Annotated in this window: 17 protein-coding genes; 16 read left to right on the top strand and 1 reads right to left on the bottom strand. The window is 33.2% G+C overall.

Annotated elements, in window-relative coordinates; genetic code table 11:
• Positions 1 to 18: 18 nt before the first annotated feature.
• Positions 19 to 639, bottom strand: coding sequence for an HNH endonuclease (locus BUB90_RS17555; RefSeq protein WP_073289752.1), 621 nt, complete (start codon positions 637 to 639; stop codon positions 19 to 21).
• A 573-nt stretch (positions 640 to 1,212) separates the two neighbouring features.
• Here BUB90_RS17555 and BUB90_RS17550 point away from each other — a divergent pair.
• The 16 genes from BUB90_RS17550 to BUB90_RS17470 all read left to right on the top strand — a co-directional run bounded on the left by BUB90_RS17550 (position 1,213) and on the right by BUB90_RS17470 (position 25,165).
• Entirely contained in the window at positions 1,213 to 1,800 is a 588-nt protein-coding gene (locus BUB90_RS17550; RefSeq protein ID WP_139241798.1) for an anthrax toxin lethal factor-related metalloendopeptidase, read from the top strand.
• Positions 1,801 to 1,922: 122 nt separating this feature from the next.
• Complete coding sequence (gene mltG / locus BUB90_RS17545; RefSeq protein ID WP_073289750.1) at positions 1,923 to 3,272, top strand: endolytic transglycosylase MltG; 1,350 nt, start codon at positions 1,923 to 1,925, stop codon at positions 3,270 to 3,272.
• A gap of 89 nt (positions 3,273 to 3,361) precedes the next feature.
• Positions 3,362 to 4,561, top strand: a complete 1,200-nt coding sequence (locus BUB90_RS17540; RefSeq protein WP_073289749.1) for a zinc ribbon domain-containing protein — start codon at positions 3,362 to 3,364, stop codon at positions 4,559 to 4,561.
• A 118-nt stretch (positions 4,562 to 4,679) separates the two neighbouring features.
• Positions 4,680 to 5,285: an undecaprenyl diphosphate synthase family protein gene (locus BUB90_RS17535; RefSeq protein ID WP_073289748.1), complete on the top strand. Its 606-nt coding sequence runs from the start codon at positions 4,680 to 4,682 to the stop codon at positions 5,283 to 5,285.
• 50 nt (positions 5,286 to 5,335) lie between these two features.
• Complete coding sequence (locus BUB90_RS17530; RefSeq protein ID WP_073289747.1) at positions 5,336 to 6,304, top strand: CFI-box-CTERM domain-containing protein; 969 nt, start codon at positions 5,336 to 5,338, stop codon at positions 6,302 to 6,304.
• Positions 6,305 to 6,562: 258 nt separating this feature from the next.
• Entirely contained in the window at positions 6,563 to 10,447 is a 3,885-nt protein-coding gene (locus tag BUB90_RS17525) for an Ig-like domain-containing protein (protein WP_073289746.1), read from the top strand.
• Between the two features lie 200 nt (positions 10,448 to 10,647).
• On the top strand, positions 10,648 to 11,613 hold the full coding sequence (locus tag BUB90_RS17520; protein ID WP_084139352.1) for a Bax inhibitor-1/YccA family protein: 966 nt from the start codon (positions 10,648 to 10,650) through the stop codon (positions 11,611 to 11,613).
• 222 nt (positions 11,614 to 11,835) lie between these two features.
• The gene (gene recN / locus BUB90_RS17515) at positions 11,836 to 13,518 is read left to right on the top strand and encodes a DNA repair protein RecN (protein WP_073289745.1); all 1,683 of its coding nucleotides are present in this window, start codon (positions 11,836 to 11,838) and stop codon (positions 13,516 to 13,518) included.
• Between the two features lie 82 nt (positions 13,519 to 13,600).
• Entirely contained in the window at positions 13,601 to 14,887 is a 1,287-nt protein-coding gene (spoIVB, locus tag BUB90_RS17510) for a SpoIVB peptidase (protein WP_073289744.1), read from the top strand.
• A 551-nt stretch (positions 14,888 to 15,438) separates the two neighbouring features.
• The gene (gene spo0A / locus BUB90_RS17505; protein WP_073289743.1) at positions 15,439 to 16,233 is read left to right on the top strand and encodes a sporulation transcription factor Spo0A; all 795 of its coding nucleotides are present in this window, start codon (positions 15,439 to 15,441) and stop codon (positions 16,231 to 16,233) included.
• A 235-nt stretch (positions 16,234 to 16,468) separates the two neighbouring features.
• A complete protein-coding gene (glgA, locus tag BUB90_RS17500) occupies positions 16,469 to 17,905 on the top strand; it encodes a glycogen synthase GlgA (RefSeq protein ID WP_073289742.1) in 1,437 nt (478 codons plus the stop codon).
• 349 nt (positions 17,906 to 18,254) lie between these two features.
• A complete protein-coding gene (locus tag BUB90_RS17495; protein WP_073289741.1) occupies positions 18,255 to 19,907 on the top strand; it encodes a Na/Pi cotransporter family protein in 1,653 nt (550 codons plus the stop codon).
• 316 nt (positions 19,908 to 20,223) lie between these two features.
• Complete coding sequence (gene gap / locus BUB90_RS17485; protein ID WP_073289739.1) at positions 20,224 to 21,234, top strand: type I glyceraldehyde-3-phosphate dehydrogenase; 1,011 nt, start codon at positions 20,224 to 20,226, stop codon at positions 21,232 to 21,234.
• A gap of 114 nt (positions 21,235 to 21,348) precedes the next feature.
• Complete coding sequence (locus tag BUB90_RS17480) at positions 21,349 to 22,542, top strand: phosphoglycerate kinase (protein ID WP_073289738.1); 1,194 nt, start codon at positions 21,349 to 21,351, stop codon at positions 22,540 to 22,542.
• 24 nt (positions 22,543 to 22,566) lie between these two features.
• Positions 22,567 to 23,316 carry a triose-phosphate isomerase gene (tpiA, locus tag BUB90_RS17475; protein ID WP_073289737.1) on the top strand — a complete coding sequence of 250 codons (750 nt, stop codon included), beginning with the start codon at positions 22,567 to 22,569 and terminating at the stop codon, positions 23,314 to 23,316.
• A 112-nt stretch (positions 23,317 to 23,428) separates the two neighbouring features.
• Complete coding sequence (locus BUB90_RS17470; protein WP_073289736.1) at positions 23,429 to 25,165, top strand: MutS-related protein; 1,737 nt, start codon at positions 23,429 to 23,431, stop codon at positions 25,163 to 25,165.
• Positions 25,166 to 25,193: the final 28 nt, after the last annotated feature.

Below are 25,193 nucleotides of genomic sequence, written 5' to 3'. Positions count from 1 at the left end.
TTAAAATAGTAATAAAGTTTATTTAAATAATTTCTGCAATTCATCCTTCTTTAACCATGGTCGTATTTTATGTATCATCCTATGACAGTTAGAGCATAACATTACGATATCTTCGGGCCTAGTTTCACTATCCTCTATTAATTCTGATATAGGGATGATATGGTGACCCTCAATAAACTCATCACTAACTACATATTTATCTGTGAATCTAAAACCACATGCTTCACAATATAAAGTATTGTTATGGTTTATTAAGAATATTTCTTTCGCTTTTTTGATAACTTTCGGATTTCTCTCTCTACATATATGTTGTTTTATTATTTTTTTGCCTTCTTTATAGCTTATGTCATCAAATATTGCATCAGTTTCATCATTGCTTGGAGTATATTCATTTAATCCCCAATAACCTTTTCCTTTACCGAATACTGAATAAAAAATATTATTTCCTTTAAAGTTATCAGAATCTATTGAATTATCTTCGATAATTTTACAAATTGTTTGTTTCCATGAAGGTTTACTAAGCCCGCTTACCCGGTTTCTTTCTTGAATCTTATCATAAATATCACTGTAATGACCGTAACCATCTAATTCCTTTAAAACTTCAATAAGTTCATCTTTCCATGTTATTCGTTCAGACATAAAAATCTCCTTTTGTATTAGTATATAAATTATACCATAATATAAATAGTAAGTCATATGTTATTATTATTGTAGTTGCAAAGTATATTTAATGAAGTAATACCGCTAATGATAACCATATGACTTTTTAATAGGGAGTACGTGAAAAATTAGAAATTGAGAAAGGAATGTAGCTATGGTAGAAGTTGAAGTTACAATATTACCCAAAACAAGGGTTGAGTTTACAAATGAAAGGGACACCTAATCCAAAAGATATTAGATTTATTAGATGAAGATGATGGCGTTCAAGCGGGTCACCATAACTTGGATGCGTAATTAATAAATTAATAGAAATAGTGTACTACTAACAAAAAAGAAGTTGTTAGTGCTTAAAGCATTAATAACTTCTTTTTTGTGCACGTAACCGTGAGGGGGGTGCAACTTGAAACAAGATATACGTATTTGGGGGAAGTGTATAGGAGATATTTTTTATATGTATAATACGGACAGAATTGTACATGATAAATCTAGTTAGCTATACATTATGATTGGAGCAGTATCATAAGAGATTTCGTGATATGCATGGGTTTTATAATGAAAATAAAATATACAATTCGTTCCTTTATACTAATGATATCGATACTTATAATCATACTGACAACCTCAGTAATTCTAGTTTATCAAGTTCCTAATTCAAAGCAATATATCTATAAAGAGGAGTCTCCTTATACGGTATCAGGCTACATGACTCAGGATTTTATGGAAGATGCCGTTAAGGCAATTAATTGTATACCGACAAAGCTATTAAGTCAATTTGTTAAAGATGGTTGGCAGTTTTTGATATGCAATACAAACCGCGCATATTATGGCTTATGTGATACGAATAATAAGAAAGTCTATATCTATTATCAACAACATGATGCTACTCACACTGTAGCAGACTCTGTGCTGCATGAATTTGGTCACTATATGGATCAAAAACTTGGTATGATTAGTAATACAGAGGAATTTAGACGTTTGTATAAGGAGGGGGACTACGTTGATAATAGTAGACAGGATGAATATTGTTATAGGAATAGACAAGAGTTATTTGCGACTATCTTCCGGGATTATATTTTACGCAATGAGTATCTTAAAAATTTTGAGAAGTACTATGATTTTATAACTAATAATTATTATTAATTCGAAATTTAAGAAAGTCTTAATGCCATATGAGATATAGTGTTGTATAATTTAACTGATGGCTAAATAGTAGGTTGTGTTTGTAATGCAAGAATAAGAGTATAGAAAGGATTTGTTAGGGTATGAAAAATAGTAAATATGCTAGATTGACAATTTCAATACTTATGATTGTGATAATATTAAGTTGTAATTTATTGAATCGTTCATTAACAAATGTAGAAGCAAGCAGTGCAGGAAAATATGGAGTTTTAATTGCCGATGCAAAAGGAAAATATACCTTCTTTGATTGGAATAGCGAGCAGGGAACACAAAGAATTATCAAGAAATCCTCTAATATTATGCTACCGTTACGTAGAACGTGTAGTAATCTAACTAATATAGAATATTCATATGACTTTACTACGAATAAGGCGACGGTAACAAATACGAAGAATGGTAAAAAGATTATCTTCACGAAAGATAGTAAGACTGCCTATACCTATGCTAGTAAGAAAGCAAAGGCCAAAAAAGTTACGTTAAAATATAAGATGTACTTAGATAAGGATAGCAATGCGGCTATGGTAGAAGCAAGTGCATTATCTTATGTACTATCTGCAAAGAGTGGATATAAGCTTTATTCTAGCGATACAGCACTTAAAGATGCAGGATATTCTGTAAAGCAATACGCTGGGGTTATTGTACTTAATCCATATAAGAAAGTTAGTACACTTCCAGCTGCAACGAAAGTAAAATACATAAGTGAGAAGATAGCAAGTAATGTTAAGAAGGTTACCATACCAGAAGGTTATTCCGTTGCACAAGTTTTCGAGTTATTAGTTGAAAAAGGGGTATGTGCCTCGGTAGATGCACTTTTTGCAGCATCAGAAGAAATTGATTATTCGGCATCTAAAAGTATCTCCAGTCAGCTTTTGAAAGAAAATCGTTGTTTTACCTTAGAAGGATACCTATATCCTGATACCTATGAATTTTATGGAAACAGTGAACCTTCTGATGTTCTTAAGAAAATTGTAGCGAATACAGATAAGAAATATACAGAGGAGTATTATACCCGTGCAGAAGAATTGGGATATACCTTAGATGAGATAATCACGATAGCATCAATAATTGAGAAAGAGACTGGTAAAGATGCTGAACGAGCGAAGATTGGTTCCGTGCTTTATAATCGATTGGAAATAGGAATGCGATTACAATGTGATTGTACTATTTATTATATAGAAAGATATGTGAAACCATATATTACAGGTGATATCAATCGTTATAATGACTATTACAATACAAGAAAGTGCAAAGCATTACCGGATGGACCAATTGCAAATCCAGGTAAGAAAGCAATTCAGGCAGCGTTATATCCAGCTGAAACGGAATACTATTATTTCTGTTCAGACAAGGAAGGGGAATATCACTATTTTAAAACTTATGAAGAACAAAAAGATTTCCTAAACTCTATAGAAACATCAGATTCTAAGCAGTAAGTAGATAGGTTTGTTATTGGTGGGTAATATGTACTATTCTTGAGGCCTATCAAGGAATGCTATCATTATGTAGGTAAGGGGGATATGATATGTATTGTAGACATTGTGGAAAAGAATTAAGAGGAGAACCAAACTACTGTAGATATTGCGGATGGCAATTACATTCTGGTGAACAAGATAAGAATTCATACATTTATACGATAGAACAAGAGAACAGGATTAATGAAGAAGGTAAGAAAAAACAGGAAGACTTTATTAAGCTAGAAAAGAAGAAGTTACGAAGAGAGACGTCATTATATACTGCATTTTCAATCTTTGTTATTTTCTTTTTCATGCTGAGTATCATAATTATACAGAATAATCCTTCCTTAGTACACCAAGATAAACAAGAGGAATCGACGCAAGCTTTTGTTAATGAGGCACAGGAAGTTAGTGACGTAGAGATAGCTGAAACGAGTAAACAGGTAAGTGAAGAGGAACAGAAGTTAGGGAGTTCCAAGCTTTTGGAAGGTGATAACATCTTGATATCCATCTTTGTCGATATTAATGGAAATGAATGGACGGAGGAGGAAAAGAAATATTGTAAAGATTCTTTAGAAGAGGCAGTAACTTGGATTGAGAAAGAAGGGAAAGCGTATAATAAGCAGATCCACTTCCTATACGATATGGATTCTCAGTCAGACTTATTATATTCTCAGTCGATTGATTTTGTGGTGGATAGCGATTCGGAAGATACGAATCAATATACATATTATCTATATAATAAACTATGGATTCAAGAGAATATTGACAAAGCTTACATTATAGAAAAGTATGGAACGAATAGTATAGGATATCTTTTTTTTCTAAAGGATGAAGGAACTTCCTATACATATTCTCATTATTTAGAAGACAAGAATATTAATAAAGAGGAGATGTGTACAATCTTTCTAGAGGATTCGAGCAGTTATGGGAGTTATGAGAATCCAGCTACATATGCACATGAAATTCTACATTTGTATGGTGCTCTAGATCTGTATGAGGGTGCTTCTCCGGAAGATGTGAATGAGTATGTGACGGAAACCTATCCATATGAGATAATGCTTAGTACGTACAATGAAACTTTAATACCGAATGAATACGGTGAAGTGAAGATGATTTCGCCAATAACTGCATATATGCTTAATTGGGTAGAAGAAGTGGAGGAGCTTACTTTGTTCCCTGAGATGCAAAGGGAAGATGGAGCATGCTTTTCTATGGAGGACTTTGGAGGATATTATTTTGATGAAGTAGATCCCAATCGTTTATAGTCTAATAATATTGTCGAGTAAATCAAAGAGGAATATGTCTAGGAGCTTGAAAATAAGGAATACTAAAATATAGGTAGTTATTTTGAAGTATATTATATATAATTAAGGAGAGTATTATATGCGAATTCCTAGACATATTGGGATAATACCAGATGGTAATCGAAGATGGGCCAAAGATAAAAGTATGGATAAGTCAGATGGATATCAACATGGTTTGAATCCTGGCTTAGAAGTTTTGAAAGAAGCAATGCGTTATGGGGTGGAAGAGGTAACGTATTATGGCTTTACCGTGGATAACTGTAGGCGTCCTAAAGAGCAAATTAAAGCGTTCCAGCAAGCATGCACGGATGCGGTTAAATTAATTGAGAATGAGGCTGTGTCATTATTGGTAGTAGGAAATACTGATTCCAAATTCTTTCCGGAGGAATTATTGCCTTATACAAAGAGAAATATAGAAGAAGATAGTTCTAAGATGAAGGTAAACTTCTTGGTGAATTATGGTTGGGATTGGGACTTGCGTAATGGTTTTTGTTCTAAGGCAATATCGAGAATAGATATGATCATACGTTGGGGTGGCATGTGTCGGTTATCGGGATTTCTTCCTGTTCAGTCGGTATATGCTGATTTTTATGTTGTTAATGATTTGTGGCCAGATTATAAGAATGAACATTTTGAAGAGGCTATCAAATGGTATCAAAAACAGGATGTTACTTTAGGTGGTTGATGTTACTAAGGTCTGTGGTAGCTAAGACTTAACAAAGAGAGGAAGATAAGATGAATTTTAAGGAGATGAATTGTCCTTTCTGTAAGGGACTTTTAAAGGTACCAGAGGATTTAAATACTTGTGTCTGCATGTATTGTGGTAAGAAAATTGACGTTGGAAGTACAGAGAAGGTAGCAGAAAATTGTAATGAATACGAGAAATTATGTGATACTGCGATGAATCAAGGTGCAAGTATATTACTTGAACATCTAGATTTAATGAAATCATTTAAGGCAAATTTGTACGAAGATGCTTTTACTAGATATCTTGAGTCGTGTTTGCCAATTATTCAAACTTTAGATAAAGTATGTGGTAGATTACCGTATATTGATCGTAATCAGCTATTAAGACAGGAATATGCAGTAGAAACAGAGCAACAGTTAGTTGATCTTTGGGTAAATCGTATTCTAGATGACATGGAAGAGGCTTGTAAGATCAAGCGATCCGAAAATGGTAAGATAACGAATACAAAGAAGGTTGATGAAAATCGATTTATCCTAGCATTATTCACGGTTCCAATGATACGAAAAACAAAATTAGAGGTAGCAGAAGTCGTTGCAGATGCCATAACGAACGAATGGGGGAAACGCTATTCTTTACAAAAGTTTAGTAAGGCGGATTATATAGAGATAAGAGATGGATTCAAGAGAAGAAAATTATGTTTCATAACGACTGCGGTATGTGATTCACTAGGTAAGCCAGATGATTGTTTTGAACTAGAAGCATTTCGTGCGTTCCGTGATAACTACCTCATGGAAACAGGAGAAGGAAAAAGATTGGTTGAACAATATTATGATATTGCACCTTCCATTGTGAATTCAATTAATGTATTAGAAGAACGAGATGGGATTTATGAGTCCTTATGGCAAGAGTATTTAGAACCATGTTTAGAATATATTAATCATGGACAAGAAGAAGCGTGTAAACAAGTCTATGTTGATATGGTACATACTTTAACTAGGACCTATGTACTGCCATAATTAAACATAATTACTGATAAATGACATGATTTTGTCAAAATATATTCTTAATATATAAGCTAAAGGCTAATGTTTTTTATTAGGTTGGTCGATAAAATAGATAACTATATATATGTCCTTTGATAATACAACTCTTGATTTAGGATTTGTTTTAAAGCAAAGGCTTTACCTGTTATTCGAATCGTTTTGGAAGCATGGATGTTTCTGAATAGAATAATAGCGTTTTAGTATTAAGTATGACAGAGGAGGAATTTAAACATGAAAATGAATAAAATCTTAAGAAAGGTATTAGCACTGACATTGGTATTGGCATTTGTAACGTCATTTTTTGGTGATAAAGGAATAACAATCAATGTAGTTAAGGCTGCATCTTCTTATAATTTGTACTCCGGTTCATCTACTACACCTGTTACGGAATTGGTACTGAATGAAGGTGAAGTTGACCTAAGAATATCTTCTTCTGACAATACGACAGTTGGTGTTGATTTTACGTGGACTGTAACGCCGCAAAATAAAGAGATTGTTGATATTCAAGAGCAAACAGGTGCAATTGGTGATGGTAATATTAAGGGGAAACAAATCAAGATTTCGCCAAAGCGACCTGGTCAAGCTACAGTTACACTCCAATATGATAATAATGGTACAACAAGCACATTAGCCTGTGAAATCTATGTAGGGTTTACAATTGACTCCTCGGATAATGCGGCGTTCCCAATTAAGAAGGACGGTAAAAACAGGGTATTGGTATTGGATACAAAGGCAGGAATGAAGTATGCCACTTCGTATCCTACAAAACCAACGAATGGTAACTTAAGTTTTGCTTATACGAATGTCAATTATGCAATGACATGGACAACTTCCAATAGCCGTGTAGCAAAAGTGGATAATGTAGGTAACGTAACGGCTGTAGGTGCGGGATATTGTACTATAACAGGTAAGGCTGTAACGAAGGCTAATTCAGGTAGGATTATCAGTGATACAATAGATGTATTGGTAATGCCTCATGGTTATAGTTCTATTTCTATGTCTGATACAACAGAAATTGTAACAGACTACAATAAAGCACAGGTTTTCAAACCATATCAACCGACCGGGGATCAGTTTTATGTTAACTCTACGGTGGCATCTGAACTTTATTACATGATATATCAACGCAAAGGTGATGAGGTTATTGATACTGCAGCACTTGCGACTATGAAGACAACTGACAAAGTAAAATTAACAGCGGATACAGTTTCGAGTAAAGTTAGTGTCAACGCTTCCTCAAAAGCTGGTCGATATTATATGAATACATATATCGGTGATGGTGGTACTGGTAAGAAAGAGATTATTAATGAAAATTATCTATATAATGATGGATATCCATATCATATGTACTTTGATATTCCAATTCATTTTAATAATATAGCGGATACTGGATCTGGTACCATTCGTATGAATGTTAATGATATATATAGTTTATTAGATAATTCTAATATTCAAGCATTAAATCATTTTAATATTGATGTACCTGAAGCATATAAAATGTATCTTTCATATTCAAATGGTGAATTATCTGCGCTTAAAGAAGGGACTGCTGAAATCACAATGACCCTAAAAGCAGACTATGCAGATTTATATAAAGAAGCAGCGGGTTCCAAATACACATTAAAGGTTGAAATTGCAGATGGACTTAAGTTAAATGTTACAGAAGCAAATATTCCGGTAGGCTCTAAAGTGCTACAATTAAAAGTTACAAACAATAATATCGCAGATGTTACATGGACATCTTCTAACAAATCAGTTGTTACAGTAGATGCAGATGGGTATTTAACGGGTGTTAAAGATGGGGAAGCTGAGATTATTGCATCTGCAGTAGTTGATGGTGTTGTAAAGAGAGCAATCTGTAAGATTTACGTATACTCTTCAGCAAGTAAGATTACAATTACTCCATCAGAGCTATCCTTATTCGTTGATGATGTTAAGACTGTGAAAGCAGTTTTTGAGCCATCTGGTGTTACAAGTGTAGATTTAAGATGGATTTCTCTTGATGAGAATATTGCAACTGTTAAAGCGGAAGCAGGAAGTACAAGAATTGCTAACGTTACAGGTAAAAAAGCTGGTGAAACATTAATAATGGCTGTTAGTACGAATAATATTGTACTCGGTACTTGTAAGGTTACTGTCACAGAATTAATTGAAAGCATTACATTATCCGATACAAGCGTAGAAGTTCCGTTGTCACAAGGGTCTTATACGATAACAGCAACGGTACAACCTTCAACAGCAAGTACAAAAGACATTGTTTGGTCATCAAGTAATGAGAAAGTTGCAACTGTAGAGGGTGGTAAGTTAAAATTATTATCTGCTGGTGAAACAATCATTGCAGCCTCTGCACCAGGAACAAATGCAACAACAAAATACTGTCGTGTTAAGGTTACAGAATCGGTAACAGGATTAAAATTAGCATCTTCAGAAAAGATAGTTTATATGGGTGAGACCACGACCATTGGTTATACGGTATTACCTACAACAGCAGGAAATAAGAAGGTTACTTGGTCATCAACAAAACCTTCAGTTGCTACTGTTAATGCATCAACTGGTTTAATTACACCAGTAGCAGTTGGTGAAACAACGATAATTGCAAGAACGGTAGAAGGAAATTTCATGGGTACTTGTACTATATATGTTAAAGAACAAGCAAAGGGAATTTCTATTGGGTTAAGAGATGTTGTAGTGCACGTAGGTGAGGAATATAAGATTCCATATACCTTGAATCCGGCTTCCTCTACAGAGGTTAATATTACTTGGACCTCTACAAACACAGCTGTTGCTACAGTAACAGATAAAGGTGTGGTTAAAGGTGTAGCACAGGGCTCTACAATTATCATGGCTAAGCTAATTAATGGTGAAATTGCATACTGTAATGTAGTAGTAGAGGAAGAAGTATCGGGATTACAACTTAATTACGATAAGAAGACGATTTACAAAGATAAATCATTCACATTAAAGGCAACGGTAACACCAAACGGTGCTACAAACCCTAATGTAACTTTTGAATCGTCCAATGAAAGTGTTGCTACGGTTTCTTCAAAGGGTAAAGTAACAGGTAAGAAAACAGGTACAGCAATTATTACAGTTACTACCAAAGAAAATGGTTATAAGGCATTCTGTGTAGTTACGGTTAAGCAGAATGTTACAAAAATTAAATTAAATTATTCAAGCTATAAACTTGGGTATAAGAAGTCTGTTCAATTAAAAGCAACGGTTACAACAACAGCTTCTAATAAGAAAATCAAATGGACTTCAAGTAATCCTTCTGTAGCATCAGTTAATTCATCAGGTAAAGTTACTGCTAAAAAGTATGGAACAACAACGATTACAGCGACAGCGACAGATGGAAGCAAAGTTAAAGCTACATGTAAGATACAGGTAGTACGTTTGGTAACAAGTGTGAAATTAAACCGTTATTCTATGACGGTAGTTGCCGGAAGAAAAGCTACATTAAAAGCTACTATTTCTCCAAAAAGTGCAACTTATAAGTCGGTAACATGGTCTTCTAGTGATAAATCCATAGCTACAGTAGATTCAAAGGGTACGGTATACGCATTGCAGCCAGGAATTGTATATATAACTGCAAAAGCAAAGGATAGTAGTAATAAAAAAGCTGTTTGCCGTGTTGAAGTAAAGGCAGCAGTTAGTGCATCGAATATTACAATCATTACTGATGATGTTGTATTAGCGGTTAACCAATCTAAGGTAATGCCTAAGTCCGTTACTCCTCCTACAAGTACAGATAGTGTAACTTGGGAGTCGGATAATGATTATGTAGCAACGGTTAATAAATCAACAGGTAAAGTAACTGGTAAACACCCGGGTACATGTACCATTACTGCTTACACAACTAGTGGTAAGATGGATACAGCTACAGTAACCGTTCTTGGTATTAGTAGAACTGCGCTTACAATAGAGCAATATTCTCAACATCAGTTATACCTTGAAAGTGTTTCTACTGGCGTAACATGGGAATCAACGAATATGAGTGTAGCAACCGTAGATAATCGAGGCAATGTAATTGCTAGAAAGCCAGGTAAAGCTACAATTGTTGCAACATATAGAGGTACGAAGTTTTATTGTAGAGTTACCGTTAAGAAAATAAATTAGTATATTTATAGTAAATAGGCCCGTGTTAATTTGACTATCACGGGCCTATATGATATTATAATAATGTCATAATTGTTGGTAATTATGGTGGGAGATTATAAAGTAAAATTAATTGGAGGGTATAGGTTGATAAACTAGTTTTTCAACCGGAAATTGTGCTATGCACAAAGTCTCCAGACATAAGAAAGGAGCATTTTATTATGGATAGTAATCAAAATTCGAATTCAAGAGAGAATAATGATTATGTATTTAATTTTTACACATCAGGAAGTGCAGATGGAGCAAGGGAGCCTAAGAACGAGGCATCGAAAGGAAATTTTTCTATGGATGGTTCAAACTATAATTTAAATGGTTCATCTAATGCAAACAACGGTAATAATGAATACAGTAATCAATATAGCAATCAGTACAATGAGCAATACAATAATCAGTATAATAATCAATATAGTAACTATAATGCAAATGCATCGTATGGTGGATATGCAGCACCATATTCCAATCAAAATCTAGATACAAAGGTTCAAAATGTAATGGCTAAGACATTTGCCTTCATGTTTGCAGTTTTGTTAGTTACAGCAGTATCGGCCTATGCCACAGCACACTCCAATTTAATATATAATTTGTTAGAGTCCAATTTATCTTGGTATGGTATGATTATTGCAGAGGTTGTAACCGTTATCTTAGCTCAAGTTGCCATGAAGAAAAACAATGTTGCTATGTCTGCGGTTATGTTATTGGCATATTCAATCGTTAATGGTATGACGCTATCAATAATATTCTTAGTATATGATCTAGGATCAATTGTAACAATGTTTGTTTTAGCGGCTACTGTATTTGGGGTTTTAGCTATCTATGGTTTAGTTACTAAACGTGATTTGAGTGCTCTTGGTAGCGTTGGTATTATGGCCTTAACTGGTGTGATTTTATTATCAATAATTAATATATTCGCTAAGAGCAGTGGATTGAGTTTAGCACTTGCAGCAGTTGGTTTAGCAGTATTTATTGGATTAACAGCATACGATGTTCAGAAAATCAAAGCATTAGCTAAGCAGAACACGAATAATTCTACAACTGTTTTAGCTATGTTTGGAGCGTTAATGTTATACCTTGATTTAGTTAACATCTTCTTATATTTACTTCGTCTATTTGGAAGAAGTAACGATTAAGGAAGTAATGAATAAGAATGAGATAAATGATTGCGTAAGAATTATGAAAAGAGAAGTTTTCAACTAAGTTGAAACTTCTCTTTTTGAGTTTTAAAATCTAACTTGCATTTGTAGAAAGCATATGCTAAAATGAAAAAAGAACAAATGTTTGGTCTGGTAAAGCGAAATATAAGATTAAAATAATAAAAAATAAAGGAACGAAAGTAGAGAGGAGGAGCCATAGTGTTATTAAATCTTCATGTAAAGAATTTAGCTATTATTGATGAGGTAGAAGTTTATTTTTCGGATAATCTGAATATTCTATCAGGAGAAACAGGAGCCGGAAAATCCATTATAATAGGATCAATTAACATTGCACTAGGAGCTAAGGTACCAAAAGATATTATAAGAAAAGGTGCTGATTACGCTTTGGTAGAATTGGTTTTTCAAGTTGAAGACATTAATTGCATAGAAGCATTAAAAGAACTTGATGTACCATTGCAGGATAATCAAGTTATTATATCACGGAAAATAATGAATGGTAGAAGTGTTAGTAAAGTGAATGGCGAGATTGTTCCAACTTCATTATTAAAGGATATAGCAGCATTATTAATTGATATTCATGGCCAACATGAACATCAATCCTTAATACATAAGAGAACACATCTTAATATACTCGACCGATATGCGAAAGAAGAAATTAAAGATTTAAAAGAGAAGGTTGCACACTCATTTCAGATTTATCGTAATGCATTGAATGAGTTGAATGACGCATCTGTAGATGAAGACAAGAGAATAAGAGAAATCTCTTTTTTAGAATATGAAATTAATGAAATCGAATCCGCCAGATTAAAGGAAGGAGAAGATGAAGAACTAACCGCACAATTTAAGAAATTATCGAATGCGAATTCTATAGTTGAAGGTTTATCAAGTGTATATCAGCTTACTGGGAATGAGGATTCGGGTTCAGTTTCTGAATCAATTGGGCAAGCATCAAAGATATTATCAAAAATGGAAAGCTATGATAAAGAAGTTACCCAATTTACAAATTTCATGTCAGACCTTGAGGATATGATACATGATTTTAATAGGAATATTAAAGATTATCTTGAGCAGATAAATGTTGATCGTGAAGAATTGAATATAACTGGGGAAAGACTTGATTTAATTCATAATTTAAAATCAAAATATGGGAATACTATATCAGATATATTAAGGTATTGTGAAGAAAGTAAAACTCGTTTAGAAAAATATTTGGATTATGATAATTATATTAATCAACTAAGAAAGAAAGTGGAAATTGAACGAACTAATTTAGAAGATTTATCTTATAGATTATCAGAAATAAGAAAACGAAATGCAAGTAAATTATCATTAGATATTAAGGAAGCACTTATTGATCTGAATTTCCTTGATGTGCGGTTTGATATGAATTTTGCAACATTTTCTGATTTTACTTATAATGGAATAGACGATGCTGAGTTTTTGATTTCCACTAATCCTGGAGAAGATATGAAGCCACTTGGTAAGATTGCTTCTGGCGGTGAATTATCTAGAATTATGTTAGCAATTAAATCAATTTTAGCTAATAATGATTCTATTGAAACATTAATTTTTGATGAAATTGATGTTGGTGTTAGTGGAAGAACCGCACAAAAAGTATCAGAAAAATTAGCTGTAATTTCTCAAAATCATCAAGTCCTTTGCATTACGCACTTGCCTCAAATTGCTGCTATGGCAGATGAACATTACATTATTGAAAAGAAAGCAAGTGAAAACAGTACAACTACTAAGATTCGTCACTTAGACGAGTCCGAATCTATCCAAGAACTTGCTAGAATGTTAAGTGGAGCAGAACTAACAGAAACAGTAATTCAGAATGCAAGAGAAATGAAAGAATTGGCAAGTAACACAAAAAAATACTAGGGTTTTTATTAAGAAATCACATATACTAATCAAACAAAGGTTATAAGTAAAAAATGACAACAGGAGTGTGAGGTGTGATTTCATGTCTAGTAGAAAACAGATTTACAGGAGTCTATTGATAATACTAGTTTTTTTAGATTTGATGGTTATTTTAGACATGGGAATAAAAAAAATGGCATCAAATATACCTAGTAACATACGTGTACTTGTGGGGACGGAAGAAACATTTGACTTTGATCTCCCTGTTGAAGGTGATATAGAAACGGAACAAGTTGATGTATTCAATGTTGATAATAAACAGAATTTGAATAATAAGATTCATATCAATTTGAACAAACCGTTTTCTATTCAGTCTTCTAAAGTAGGTGCATATTCGGTAGATTTAAAGTTATTTGGTAAATTTACATTAAAAAAGATTAACATAGATGTTATTGAGAGTGTTGAGGTTATTCCATCGGGTATGCCGATAGGAATCTATGTTAAGACGGATGGTGTTCTTGTACTAGGCACTGGCGATGTTACAGGTAGTGATGGAATGAATTATGAACCTGCATTAAATATACTTAAAAGTGGTGATTATATTGTTGCTATTGATGATGTGACTGTAGCTACGATTGACGATGTAATGAATTATATTAATAAGTCAAATGGCGAAAGTATGGAATTTTCGGTTCGAAGAAATAAAGAAATAATAAAACTTAAAGTTACACCAGTTAAGAGTGCTGATGGAGATTATAAGATAGGTGTTTGGATTCGTGAAGACACACAAGGTATTGGAACATTAACGTTTACAACTACGGATAAAAAATTCGGAGCACTTGGACATCCTATTACTGATATGGATACTGGAACAGTTTTAGAAATCAATCAAGGATCCGTATACACAACACAAATCATAGATATCGTCAAAGGTAAATCAGGAGAACCAGGAGAAATTCTTGGTGTTATTAATCAAAGTGAAAAAAATAAGATAGGAACAATAAACTCAAATACAACACAAGGTATATATGGAACTCTAAAGGAAAATAGCAATAAGATAAAACAAGATGATGTGATGGAAATCGGATTAAAACAAGATATTAAATTAGGTAAAGCTTATATCCGTTGCATGGTAGAGAAAGAATTAAGAGATTACGAGATAGAGATAGAAAAAATCAATCTAAATCCATCCGCTGAGAATAAAGGTATGGTTATTCAAATTACTGATGAGAGATTATTAAAAGTAACGAATGGCATTATACAAGGGATGAGCGGAAGCCCTATAATACAAGATAATAAATTAATAGGGGCAGTTACACATGTATTTATTCAAGATTCAACAAAAGGTTACGGCACCTTTATTGAAAATATGATAATCAATACTAAATAGTTATAAGAATAGTAATAAAGACGGATTTCTTTTTTGAAAGAATTTGTCCTTAATAAAAATTATGAGAATTAAATAAAAACCATCACCAATAAAAGGAAAAAAAAGTAAATCAATAATCGACTATTATCTCACTTTTTTATAGATGTATAGTGTTTCAATTAACAAAGATGCAGATATCTATTATTTGCATCTTTGCTTTTGTTAGAATACTTGATGTAAATAAATATGTTGAAAAACAATTGGGTCGATTGTTGTCGATAAGAAATGTTTGAAATAATGTAAAATAATGGATATAATTTTGATGTGGTTAAAAATAATGATTGCAATTGATTTCTAACAATACTTGTAAAAATACTATAATTCTTATTGATATTACTAAAATATTGATAATGTAACAAAATATTACAATCAGTGGAAATATATGTTGACTAAGTAAGAGAAAATGAGATATACTACCTATTGTAACTACTTTTTATGGTATAGTAGAGGTTGTTTATTTAGCTTTAATAATAACCTTTGTGAGGAATCAATTAGAAATTGGGAGGACTTTTATGGGAAAGATTACGGTAGCTATTGTTGACGACAATGAAAGAATTGTGAATCTTCTTGAGACTATTTTAAAAGAGGATGATGATGTGGAAGTAGTAGGGAAAGCGGATAATGGGATTGATGCTTTAACTATTATAAAAGAAAAGAATCCTGATGTTGTTTTACTTGATTTAATTATGCCAAAACTTGATGGATTGGGAGTTCTTGAAAAGGTTAAGCATAATTCGGAATTTAAGAAAACACCAGCATTTATCGTGGTTACAGCTATTGGACAAGAAGGAGTTACAGAGAATGCATTTGATTTGGGAGCTAGCTATTATATTATGAAACCATTTGATAATAATATTATATTATCAAGAATCAAACAGATTAAAGGTGAGTCGAGACTTGTTGATAATCACAGAGTAAGTACCTTTGAAAACAAATCAAATTACATGGAGAGAAATCTTGAGACTGATGTTACAAACATCATTCATGAGATAGGAGTTCCTGCTCATATTAAAGGGTATCAATATCTTAGAGATGCAATTATGATGTCGGTTAATGATAGTGAAATGTTGAATTCAATCACAAAGCTTTTGTATCCTTCCATTGCAAAACAACATAAAACAACACCAAGCCGTGTTGAAAGAGCAATTCGTCATGCAATTGAAGTGGCATGGAGCAGAGGCAAGATGGATACGATAGATGATTTATTTGGTTATACGGTAAGTAATGGAAAAGGCAAACCTACTAATTCGGAATTTGTTGCTCTAATTGCAGATAAAATTCGTTTGGAATACAAATTTAGAGTTTAACAGCTTAACTATGGAAGCCTATAAAATGTCAGATTTATAACATTTATTATTCAATTATTACTAATATTTTCTTTTAAAGATCAGCCAAATATTGTATAATAGTTTATTATAACTTGTTAAGGTGATTTGACATGATTATATATAGCGACTTTTAAAGCTATCATATGTAATTGGGAGGATAGAATTTGAAAGTTACGGATAGGTTGACATAATAGAATTAGCAGGAGGAATTAGTATGAAAAGAATATTATTTGTAGCATCAGAATGTGTTCCGTTTATTAAGACTGGTGGTCTTGCGGACGTAGTTGGATCATTACCAAAGTACTTTAATAAAGAAGAATTTGATGTGAGAGTAATGGTTCCTAAGTATTGTGCAATTCCTGATACATACAAGCAACAGATGAAATATAAAACGCATTTTTATTTAAATCTTGCTTGGCGTTCCCAGTATGTGGGAGTGTTAGAGATGGAATTAGACGGGGTAACTTTCTATTTTATAGATAATGAATTCTATTTTGTTGGTTCTACACCTTATGGTAATATTTATGAAGATATAGAGAAATTTGCGTTTTTCTCAAAGGCAGCATTGTCTGCACTGCCACTTATTGATTTTCGTCCGGATATCATTCATTGTCATGATTGGCAGACTGGATTGTTACCGGTATATCTGAAAGATACGTTTTCGCAGAATTCATTCTTCCAGGGAATTAAATCTATAATGACTATACATAATTTGAAATTCCAAGGTGTTTGGGATATGAAGACAGTTAAAGATATATCAGGATTATCCTCTTATTATTTTGCGCCTGATAAACTAGAAGCATATGGGGATGCGAACTATTTAAAAGGCGGCATAGTATATGCGGATTATGTTACAACAGTTAGTAGTTCATATGCACAAGAAATTAAGATGCCGTTCTACGGGGAAGGCCTTGATGGTTTGATGAGAGCCAGATCCAATGAATTAGAGGGTATTGTGAATGGCATCGATTATAATGAGTATAATCCAGAAACTGATCCATATATATTCAAGACCTATAATAGTAAGAATTTTAGAAAAGAAAAGGTCAAGAATAAACGAGGGTTACAAGAAGAATTGGGTCTTGAACAGGATGAAAAGAAATTCATGATTGGTATTGTATCACGTTTAACTGACCAAAAAGGTTTAGATTTAATTGAGTATGTAATTGAAGAGATATGTAATGAAGATACGCAACTTGTCGTATTAGGAACTGGGGAAGAAAAATACGAGAATTTGTTTAGACATTATGCTTGGAAGTATAATAATAGGGTATCTGCTAATATCTTTTATTCAAACGATCGAGCACATAAGATTTATGCTGCTTGTGATGCTTTCTTGATGCCTTCTTTATTTGAGCCTTGTGGTTTAAGTCAACTTATGAGCTTGCGTTATGGAACAGTTCCGATTGTAAGAGAAACAGGAGGTTTAAGAGACACAGTTGAACCTTATAATGAGTTTGAGAGTATAGGGACAGGTTTTTCATTTAGTAATTACAATGCCCATGAAATGCTTTCGACTCTACGTTATGCAAAACATATATTCTATAATAAGAAGAGAGAATGGAACAAGATAATAGATCGTGGTATGGCTGCGGATTTTTCTTGGGATAACTCTGCTAAGAGATATGAAGAACTATACGATAGATTGTAAGATTGATTGATATATATTAAACATGGTAGCAATAGAATGAAGTAATAGTCAATAATTATAAAAGTATAAAAACTCTAAATTTTGTAACACTAATTTTATTAGTGTGTAAAGTTTGGAGTTTTTTTATTAATTTTTTATAAAGAAATGTTAGGATTTAATGCTAAATAAGCCCTTTGTGTTAAGAAAGTGTTAAGAAAAATAATGTTAGTCAATGATAACATGCAGCGAAACTTGTAGAAAATTAAATGGTATATACCTACAAATTTATCTATTATACGAATTGATTCTATCGTGATATCTGAGTATTATTACTGAAGATAAGTTAAATACTTAAGTAGGAGGAAATATAATGACTGTAGAAGTTTTAGGAACTATCTTCACCTTTGTTGGTGGTCTTGGGATGTTCCTCTATGGTATGAATGTAATGGCAGATGGTTTGCAAAAATCTGCAGGTGGTAAGATGAAACAATTGATGGGGATTCTTACTAGGAATCGTTTGCTGGCTGTATTAGTAGGTGCCTTAGTTACAGCAATTATACAGAGTAGTTCAGCAACAACTGTAATGGTTGTAGGTTTTGTTAATGCAGGTATTGTGAATTTAACACAAGCAGTAGGTGTTATTATGGGTGCCAATGTTGGTACGACAATAACAGGCTGGTTGGTATCAATGAATGAATGGGGAGCAATATTTAAACCTTCGTTCTTTGCTCCATTATTGATCGGTATTGGTGCATTTGTTATTATGTTCTCTAAAAAAGAGAAGAGAAAAGATGTTGGAGAAATTTTAATTGGTTTTGGTGTGTTATTTATTGGACTTGACTTTATGTCAAATGCAATTAAACCATATAGCGATTCTCCGATTTTCTCAAATGCCTTTGCTGTATTAGGTAAGAATCCAATCCTAGCAATTCTTGCAGGTGCCGTAATAACTGCAATAATTCAAAGTTCTTCAGCATCTGTTGGTATTTTGCAAACGTTAGCTATGAATGGCGTTGTAGGTTGGAATTCAGCAGTATTTATTACTTTAGGTCAGAATATTGGGACGTGCGTAACTGCTTTATTATCAAGTGCAGGTGCTAATAAAACAGCAAAAAGAGCGGCAGTTATTCATCTTATGTTCAATGTCGTAGGTGCAGTAATCTTTGGAGTCTTGATGTTTGTAATTTTTACCTTTAATCCAAGTTTTGCGAATTCTTCGATTAACAGTGTTGAGATATCCATATTCCATACTATATTTAATATAACAAATACGGTAGTTCTCTTCCCATTTGCAAACTTATTAGTTAAATTATCAGGATTAATCATTGATGATTCGAAACCAGAAACAAATGATGAAGAGGATATTACATTGATGCATTTAGATGATCGAATCCTTGAAACTCCTTCATTTGCCGTTGAAAATGCTGTAAAAGAATCTATTAATTTGGGAAAAATAGCTTTAAAGAATACGGAAACTGCGATACAAGCTTTTCTGCAAAATGACGTAGAAAAAGCCAACGAAGTTTTTAAAAATGAGAAGTTAATTGATAAATACGAAAAGAAAATTACGGAGTATTTAGTTAAGATAACAAATCTATCTATTAATGAAAAACAACATTTTCTTGTGAATGATTTGTTCTATACAATTAGTAATATCGAGCGTGTAGGAGATCATGCAGAAAATCTAGCTGAATTAGCCGTGTCAAAGATTGATCATAACATATGGTTTTCTGACGCTGCGTACAAAGAATTAGATGAGATTTGTAATGTAGTTTTACAATCTTTCGAGAATGCAATATTGGCAAGAGAAACAGAGAATATAGAATATGTAAGAAAAGTAGTTAAGCTAGAGGATCAAGTAGATGCCCTAGAAGAAGAATTGAGAGATAGTCATATAGAACGTCTATCTAGAAATGAATGTGATTCAGAAACTGGAGTAATCTTTATGGATGCTTTGGTTAATTTAGAAAGGATTTCTGACCATTCCTTAAATATTGCAAATTATGTAAGGGATGAATTATAGAGATATATCTTAAGAATGGTAATGCCTAATCTTTCAAAGGTTTTATTCTTTTATAATAATTTTAATGAATTAGCTCTTGAAATTTTAGTACAAGTTAGGTACAATATTGGTGGTGCGAAACATACTGATGGGCTTGTTAATATAATAACAATACATTTTAGATGTTGTTACTATAAGATAGATCTATTTCGTTTGTTAGCTACCACACTGTACAAGGCTGTTAGTAAGACGATGAAATTACATAATTTCATTGACGAGATTTAATAACTGTCTCAGACAGTATATTATAAAATTCACTTTTTAGGAGGAATAAAAAATGGCAGTAAAAGTAGCAATTAATGGTTTTGGACGTATCGGACGTCTTGCATTTAGACAAATGTTTGGAGCAGAAGGTTATGAAGTAGTTGCAATCAACGACTTAACTAACCCAACAATGTTAGCTCACTTATTAAAATATGATTCATCACAAGGTAGATATGATGGACATACAGTTGAAGCTAAAGAATCTTCAATCGTTGTAGATGGAAAAGAAATCAAAATCTATGCTGAAAGAAATGCAGCAGATCTTCCTTGGGGAGAAATCGGTGTAGACGTAGTACTTGAATGTACTGGTTTCTATGTATCAAAAGCAAAATCTCAAGCACATATCGATGCAGGTGCTAAAAAAGTTGTTATCTCTGCACCAGCTGGAAATGACCTTCCAACAGTTGTTTTCAATGTAAACCATGATACATTAACTAAAGAAGATACAATCATCTCTGCAGCTTCATGTACAACTAACTGTTTAGCTCCTATGGCTAAAGCGCTTAACGATTTCGCTAAAATTAAGAGTGGTATCATGACTACAGTTCATGCTTACACTGGAGATCAAATGACTCTTGATGGACCACATCCAAAAGGAGATTTAAGAAGAGCTCGTGCAGCTGCTTGTTCAATCGTTCCTAACTCAACTGGTGCAGCTAAAGCTATCGGTTTAGTAATTCCTGACCTTAACGGAAAATTAATCGGATCTGCACAAAGAGTACCAACTCCTACAGGATCAACTACTATCTTAGTAGCTGTTGTTGAAGGAACAGTAACTAAAGATGAAGTAAATGCAGCTATGAAAGCAGCAGCTACTGAATCATTTGGTTATACTGAAGAAGAATTAGTATCTTCAGATATCGTTGGTATCAAAGAAGGATCATTATTTGACGCAACTCAAACAATGGTAACAAACCTTGACAACGGAACTTCTCAAGTTCAAGTTGTAGCTTGGTATGATAACGAAAATTCATATACTAGCCAAATGGTTAGAACAATCAAATACTTTGCTGAATTAGCTTAGTTTATAGCATTTGGGTTTTATTAGATCCTAATACGGGTCCGGTCTTGTAGGTTAGACTTATAGGACTGGACCTGTTTTTATTATAATTATCGTCTTTTTGAAAGGAGCTACAATATGTTAAATAAAAAATCAGTTGATGATATTAATGTTCAAGGTAAAAGAGTTTTAGTTAGATGCGATTTCAATGTACCATTAGTAGATGGTAAAATTACAGATGAAAATCGTCTTGTTGCTGCATTACCAACAATCAAAAAATTAGTTAATGATGGTGGAAAAGTTATTCTTTGTTCACATCTTGGTAAACCAAAAGGAGAACCAAAACCAGAATTATCTTTAGCTCCAGTAGCAGCTCGTTTAGCTGAGTTACTTGGTCAACCTGTTACATTCGCTGCTGATGCAACTGTTGTTGGTGAGAATGCAAAAGCTGCAGTAGCTGCAATGAATGACGGAGATGTTATTCTTCTTGAAAATACTCGTTACAGAGCAGAAGAAACTAAGAATGTTGATGAATTCAGCAAAGACTTAGCTTCATTAGCTGATGTATTTGTAAACGATGCGTTCGGTACTGCTCACAGAGCACACTGCTCTAACGTAGGTGTAACTAAATATGTTGATACAGCAGTTGTTGGTTACTTAATGCAAAAAGAAATTGATTTCTTAGGAAATGCTGTTAATAATCCAGTAAGACCTTTCGTAGCAATCTTAGGTGGATCAAAAGTATCTAGTAAGATTTCTGTAATTAATAACCTTCTTGATAAAGTGGATACTTTAATCATCGGTGGTGGTATGGCTTATACGTTTGAAAAAGCATTAGGTCATAACGTTGGTGCTTCTCTTCTTGAAGAAGATTATGTTGAGTACGCTAAAGAAATGATGGCAAAAGCGGAAGAAAAAGGCGTTAAATTATTAATTCCTGTTGATACTGTTGTTGCTGATGCATTCTCAAATGATGCTAACATTAAAGTAGTTGCTCGTGGTGGAATCGAAGATGGCTTAATGGGACTTGATATCGGACCAGAAACAAGCAAGTTATTTGCAGACGCTTTAAAAGATGCTAAGACTGTAGTATGGAACGGACCAATGGGATGTTTCGAAATGCCTAACTTTGCAGCTGGTACAATCGCAGTAGCAAAAGCATTAGCTGAAATCGATGCAACTACAATCATCGGTGGTGGTGATAGTGCATCTGCAGTTAACAACTTAGGATTTGGCGACAAGATGACTCATATTTCAACTGGTGGTGGAGCTTCTCTTGAATTCTTAGAAGGAAAAGAACTTCCAGGTGTAGCTGCAGCTAACGACAAATAAGTTAGAACATTAAGGAGATATCGTATGCGTAAGAAAATTATTGCTGGTAACTGGAAAATGAATAAAACTCCAAGTGAGACAGTTACTTTAATTAATGAACTTAAACCTTTAGTAGCAAATGAAGAAGTAGATGTAGTATTCTGTGTACCAGCTATTTCTTTAACAACTGCAATTGAAGCAGCAAAAGGTTCAAACATTGAAATCGGTGCTGAAAACATGTATTTTGAAGAAAATGGCGCTTTCACTGGTGAAATCGCACCTAACATGTTAACAGATATCGGTGTTAAATATGTAATCATTGGTCACTCTGAAAGAAGAGAATACTTTGCTGAAACAGATGAAACAGTTAACAAGAAAGTATTAAAAGCTTTCGAACACGGAATTACTCCAATCGTTTGCTGTGGTGAATCTTTAACTCAAAGAGAACAAGGAATTACAATTGACTGGATCCGTCAACAAATCAAGATTGCTTTCTTAAACGTAACTGCTGATCAAGCTAAAACAGCTGTTATCGCTTACGAACCAATCTGGGCTATCGGAACTGGTAAAGTAGCTACAACTGAACAAGCACAAGAAGTTTGTGCAGCTATCCGCGTTTGCATCGGCGAAATCTATGATGAAGCAACTGCAGCAGCAATCCGTATTCAATACGGCGGTAGTGTTTCTGCTGATAGTGCATCTGAATTATTTGCTCAAGCAGATATTGATGGTGGATTAGTTGGTGGAGCTAGTTTAAAACCAGACTTCGGTAAGATCGTTAATTATAATAAATAATATGTGTGCTAGATAATATGAGCGTACAGTAAGAAAACCCCGCTTCATTTAGTTGATGAGACTATTTGAAGCGGGGTTTGTTACAGGACTTTCTTTAATTGGAGGTGATCTAGTGAATTATTTAATTATAGTTTTTCTAGGATTGGTTGTACTGTTTTGTATATTACTTATATGGAATAAAAGAAAACAAAAACGGCAAATAGCAGAGCTGGTTAAAGAGTCATTTGGTAAACCTATCAATCTAGATGAAGATAAACCGGATTATCGAAATGAACGATATATGAAACACCTTTCGTTCTATACACGTATGCAAGGCAGTGTGTTAAATGATACGACAAAAGGGGATATAGACTTTGATAAGCTATTTGGTAAGATGAATCACACATATTCCTCTGTGGGGGAGGAATATCTATATTATGTATTGAGTAATCCATGTACATCGTATCAACAATTAGATCAAAGAGAGAAAATAATTACATATTTTCAAAATAACAGAGCATTAGCTATTGAACTGCAAGCATTATTCGCTAGTATAGGTAAAAGTAAGGAAGTATCAATGTTTCAGTATCTTGAGTACCTTCAATCAGTTGAAGGAAAGATATTAAAGAAACATATATTTTCTTTAGTAGGGATAATAATTACCATTGTTCTTAGTATAATTCAACCTAAATTAGGCCTTGTACCTATGTTTGTAGTTATTGTAACGAATGTTTTAACATACTGGTCTAATCGACAATTTGCCCATTCAATAATGGGAAGTATACGAAGATTAGAATCAATGATACAAGTTGGTGTTATAGTAGCACGCTATGAGGTTGAGGAATTACAAAGTTTTAGTGAGAGATTAGAATCATCTAGCAAATTTAAGAATGTACTTAAGAATTCGGATATTATTTTTTCGGAGAAAACCTCATTAGTAGGAGACGCAGATGCTTTACTTGATTATATAAGAATGTTAACACATTTTGATTATGTGAAACTTTATCAAATTATGGACAAATTGCAAGAAGGTTACAACGAGTTATATAATATTGTAGAAACATTAGGAGAATTAGAAAGTTTAATAGCAATTGCATCTTTTCGTGAATCATTAGAGTATTATACAGTTCCAATATTACAACAAAAAGAAGCTATAAACGTTGATAGTGCCTTAGGAGAGGGAAAGCTGACAGAACATAATTTATTTATGGAAGAGTTATACCATCCATTAATATCGAATCCTGTAGCGAATACATTACATACAAAGCAAGGGGTTTTATTAACAGGATCTAATGCATCTGGTAAATCTACTTTCTTAAGAACTATTGCTATTAATGCAATCTGTGCACAAACTATTCATACGTGTTTTGCAAAAAGATATGAGAGTTACTTCTATATGGTACATTCTGCTATGTCTTTGAATGATAGTTTAGAGAATGGGGACAGTTATTTTATTGTTGAAATTGAAACTTTGAGAGATATCTTGAACGATTATGGTGATACACCAATTTTGTGTTTTGTAGATGAGATTCTTCGTGGAACGAATACAATTGAGAGAATCGCAGCTTCAACGGAAACTTTACGATATATGAAAAACAAAGGTATTCTTTGCTTTGCAGCTTCTCACGATATAGAATTGACTAAACTGTTAATAGATGAATATGATATGTATCATTTTCAAGAGTATATAGTAGATGGACAAGTTGATTTTGATTATATTCTTTATCCAGGTCCAGTTACAACTAGAAATGCAATCCGCTTGCTAGAAGTGAAAGGTTTTGATGAAATTATTACGAATAATGCGATGGATTTAATTGATTATTTTGATAAGTATGGTGAGTGGCCAAGTGCTTCTGATTTTTTAACGTGACAAGGAATTACTATTGTGGTAAAATATA

Source organism: Anaerosporobacter mobilis DSM 15930 (genome assembly GCF_900142955.1).
Lineage (GTDB): Bacteria > Bacillota > Clostridia > Lachnospirales > Lachnospiraceae > Anaerosporobacter > Anaerosporobacter mobilis.
This window is presented reverse-complemented; position numbering and strand designations above follow the sequence as displayed.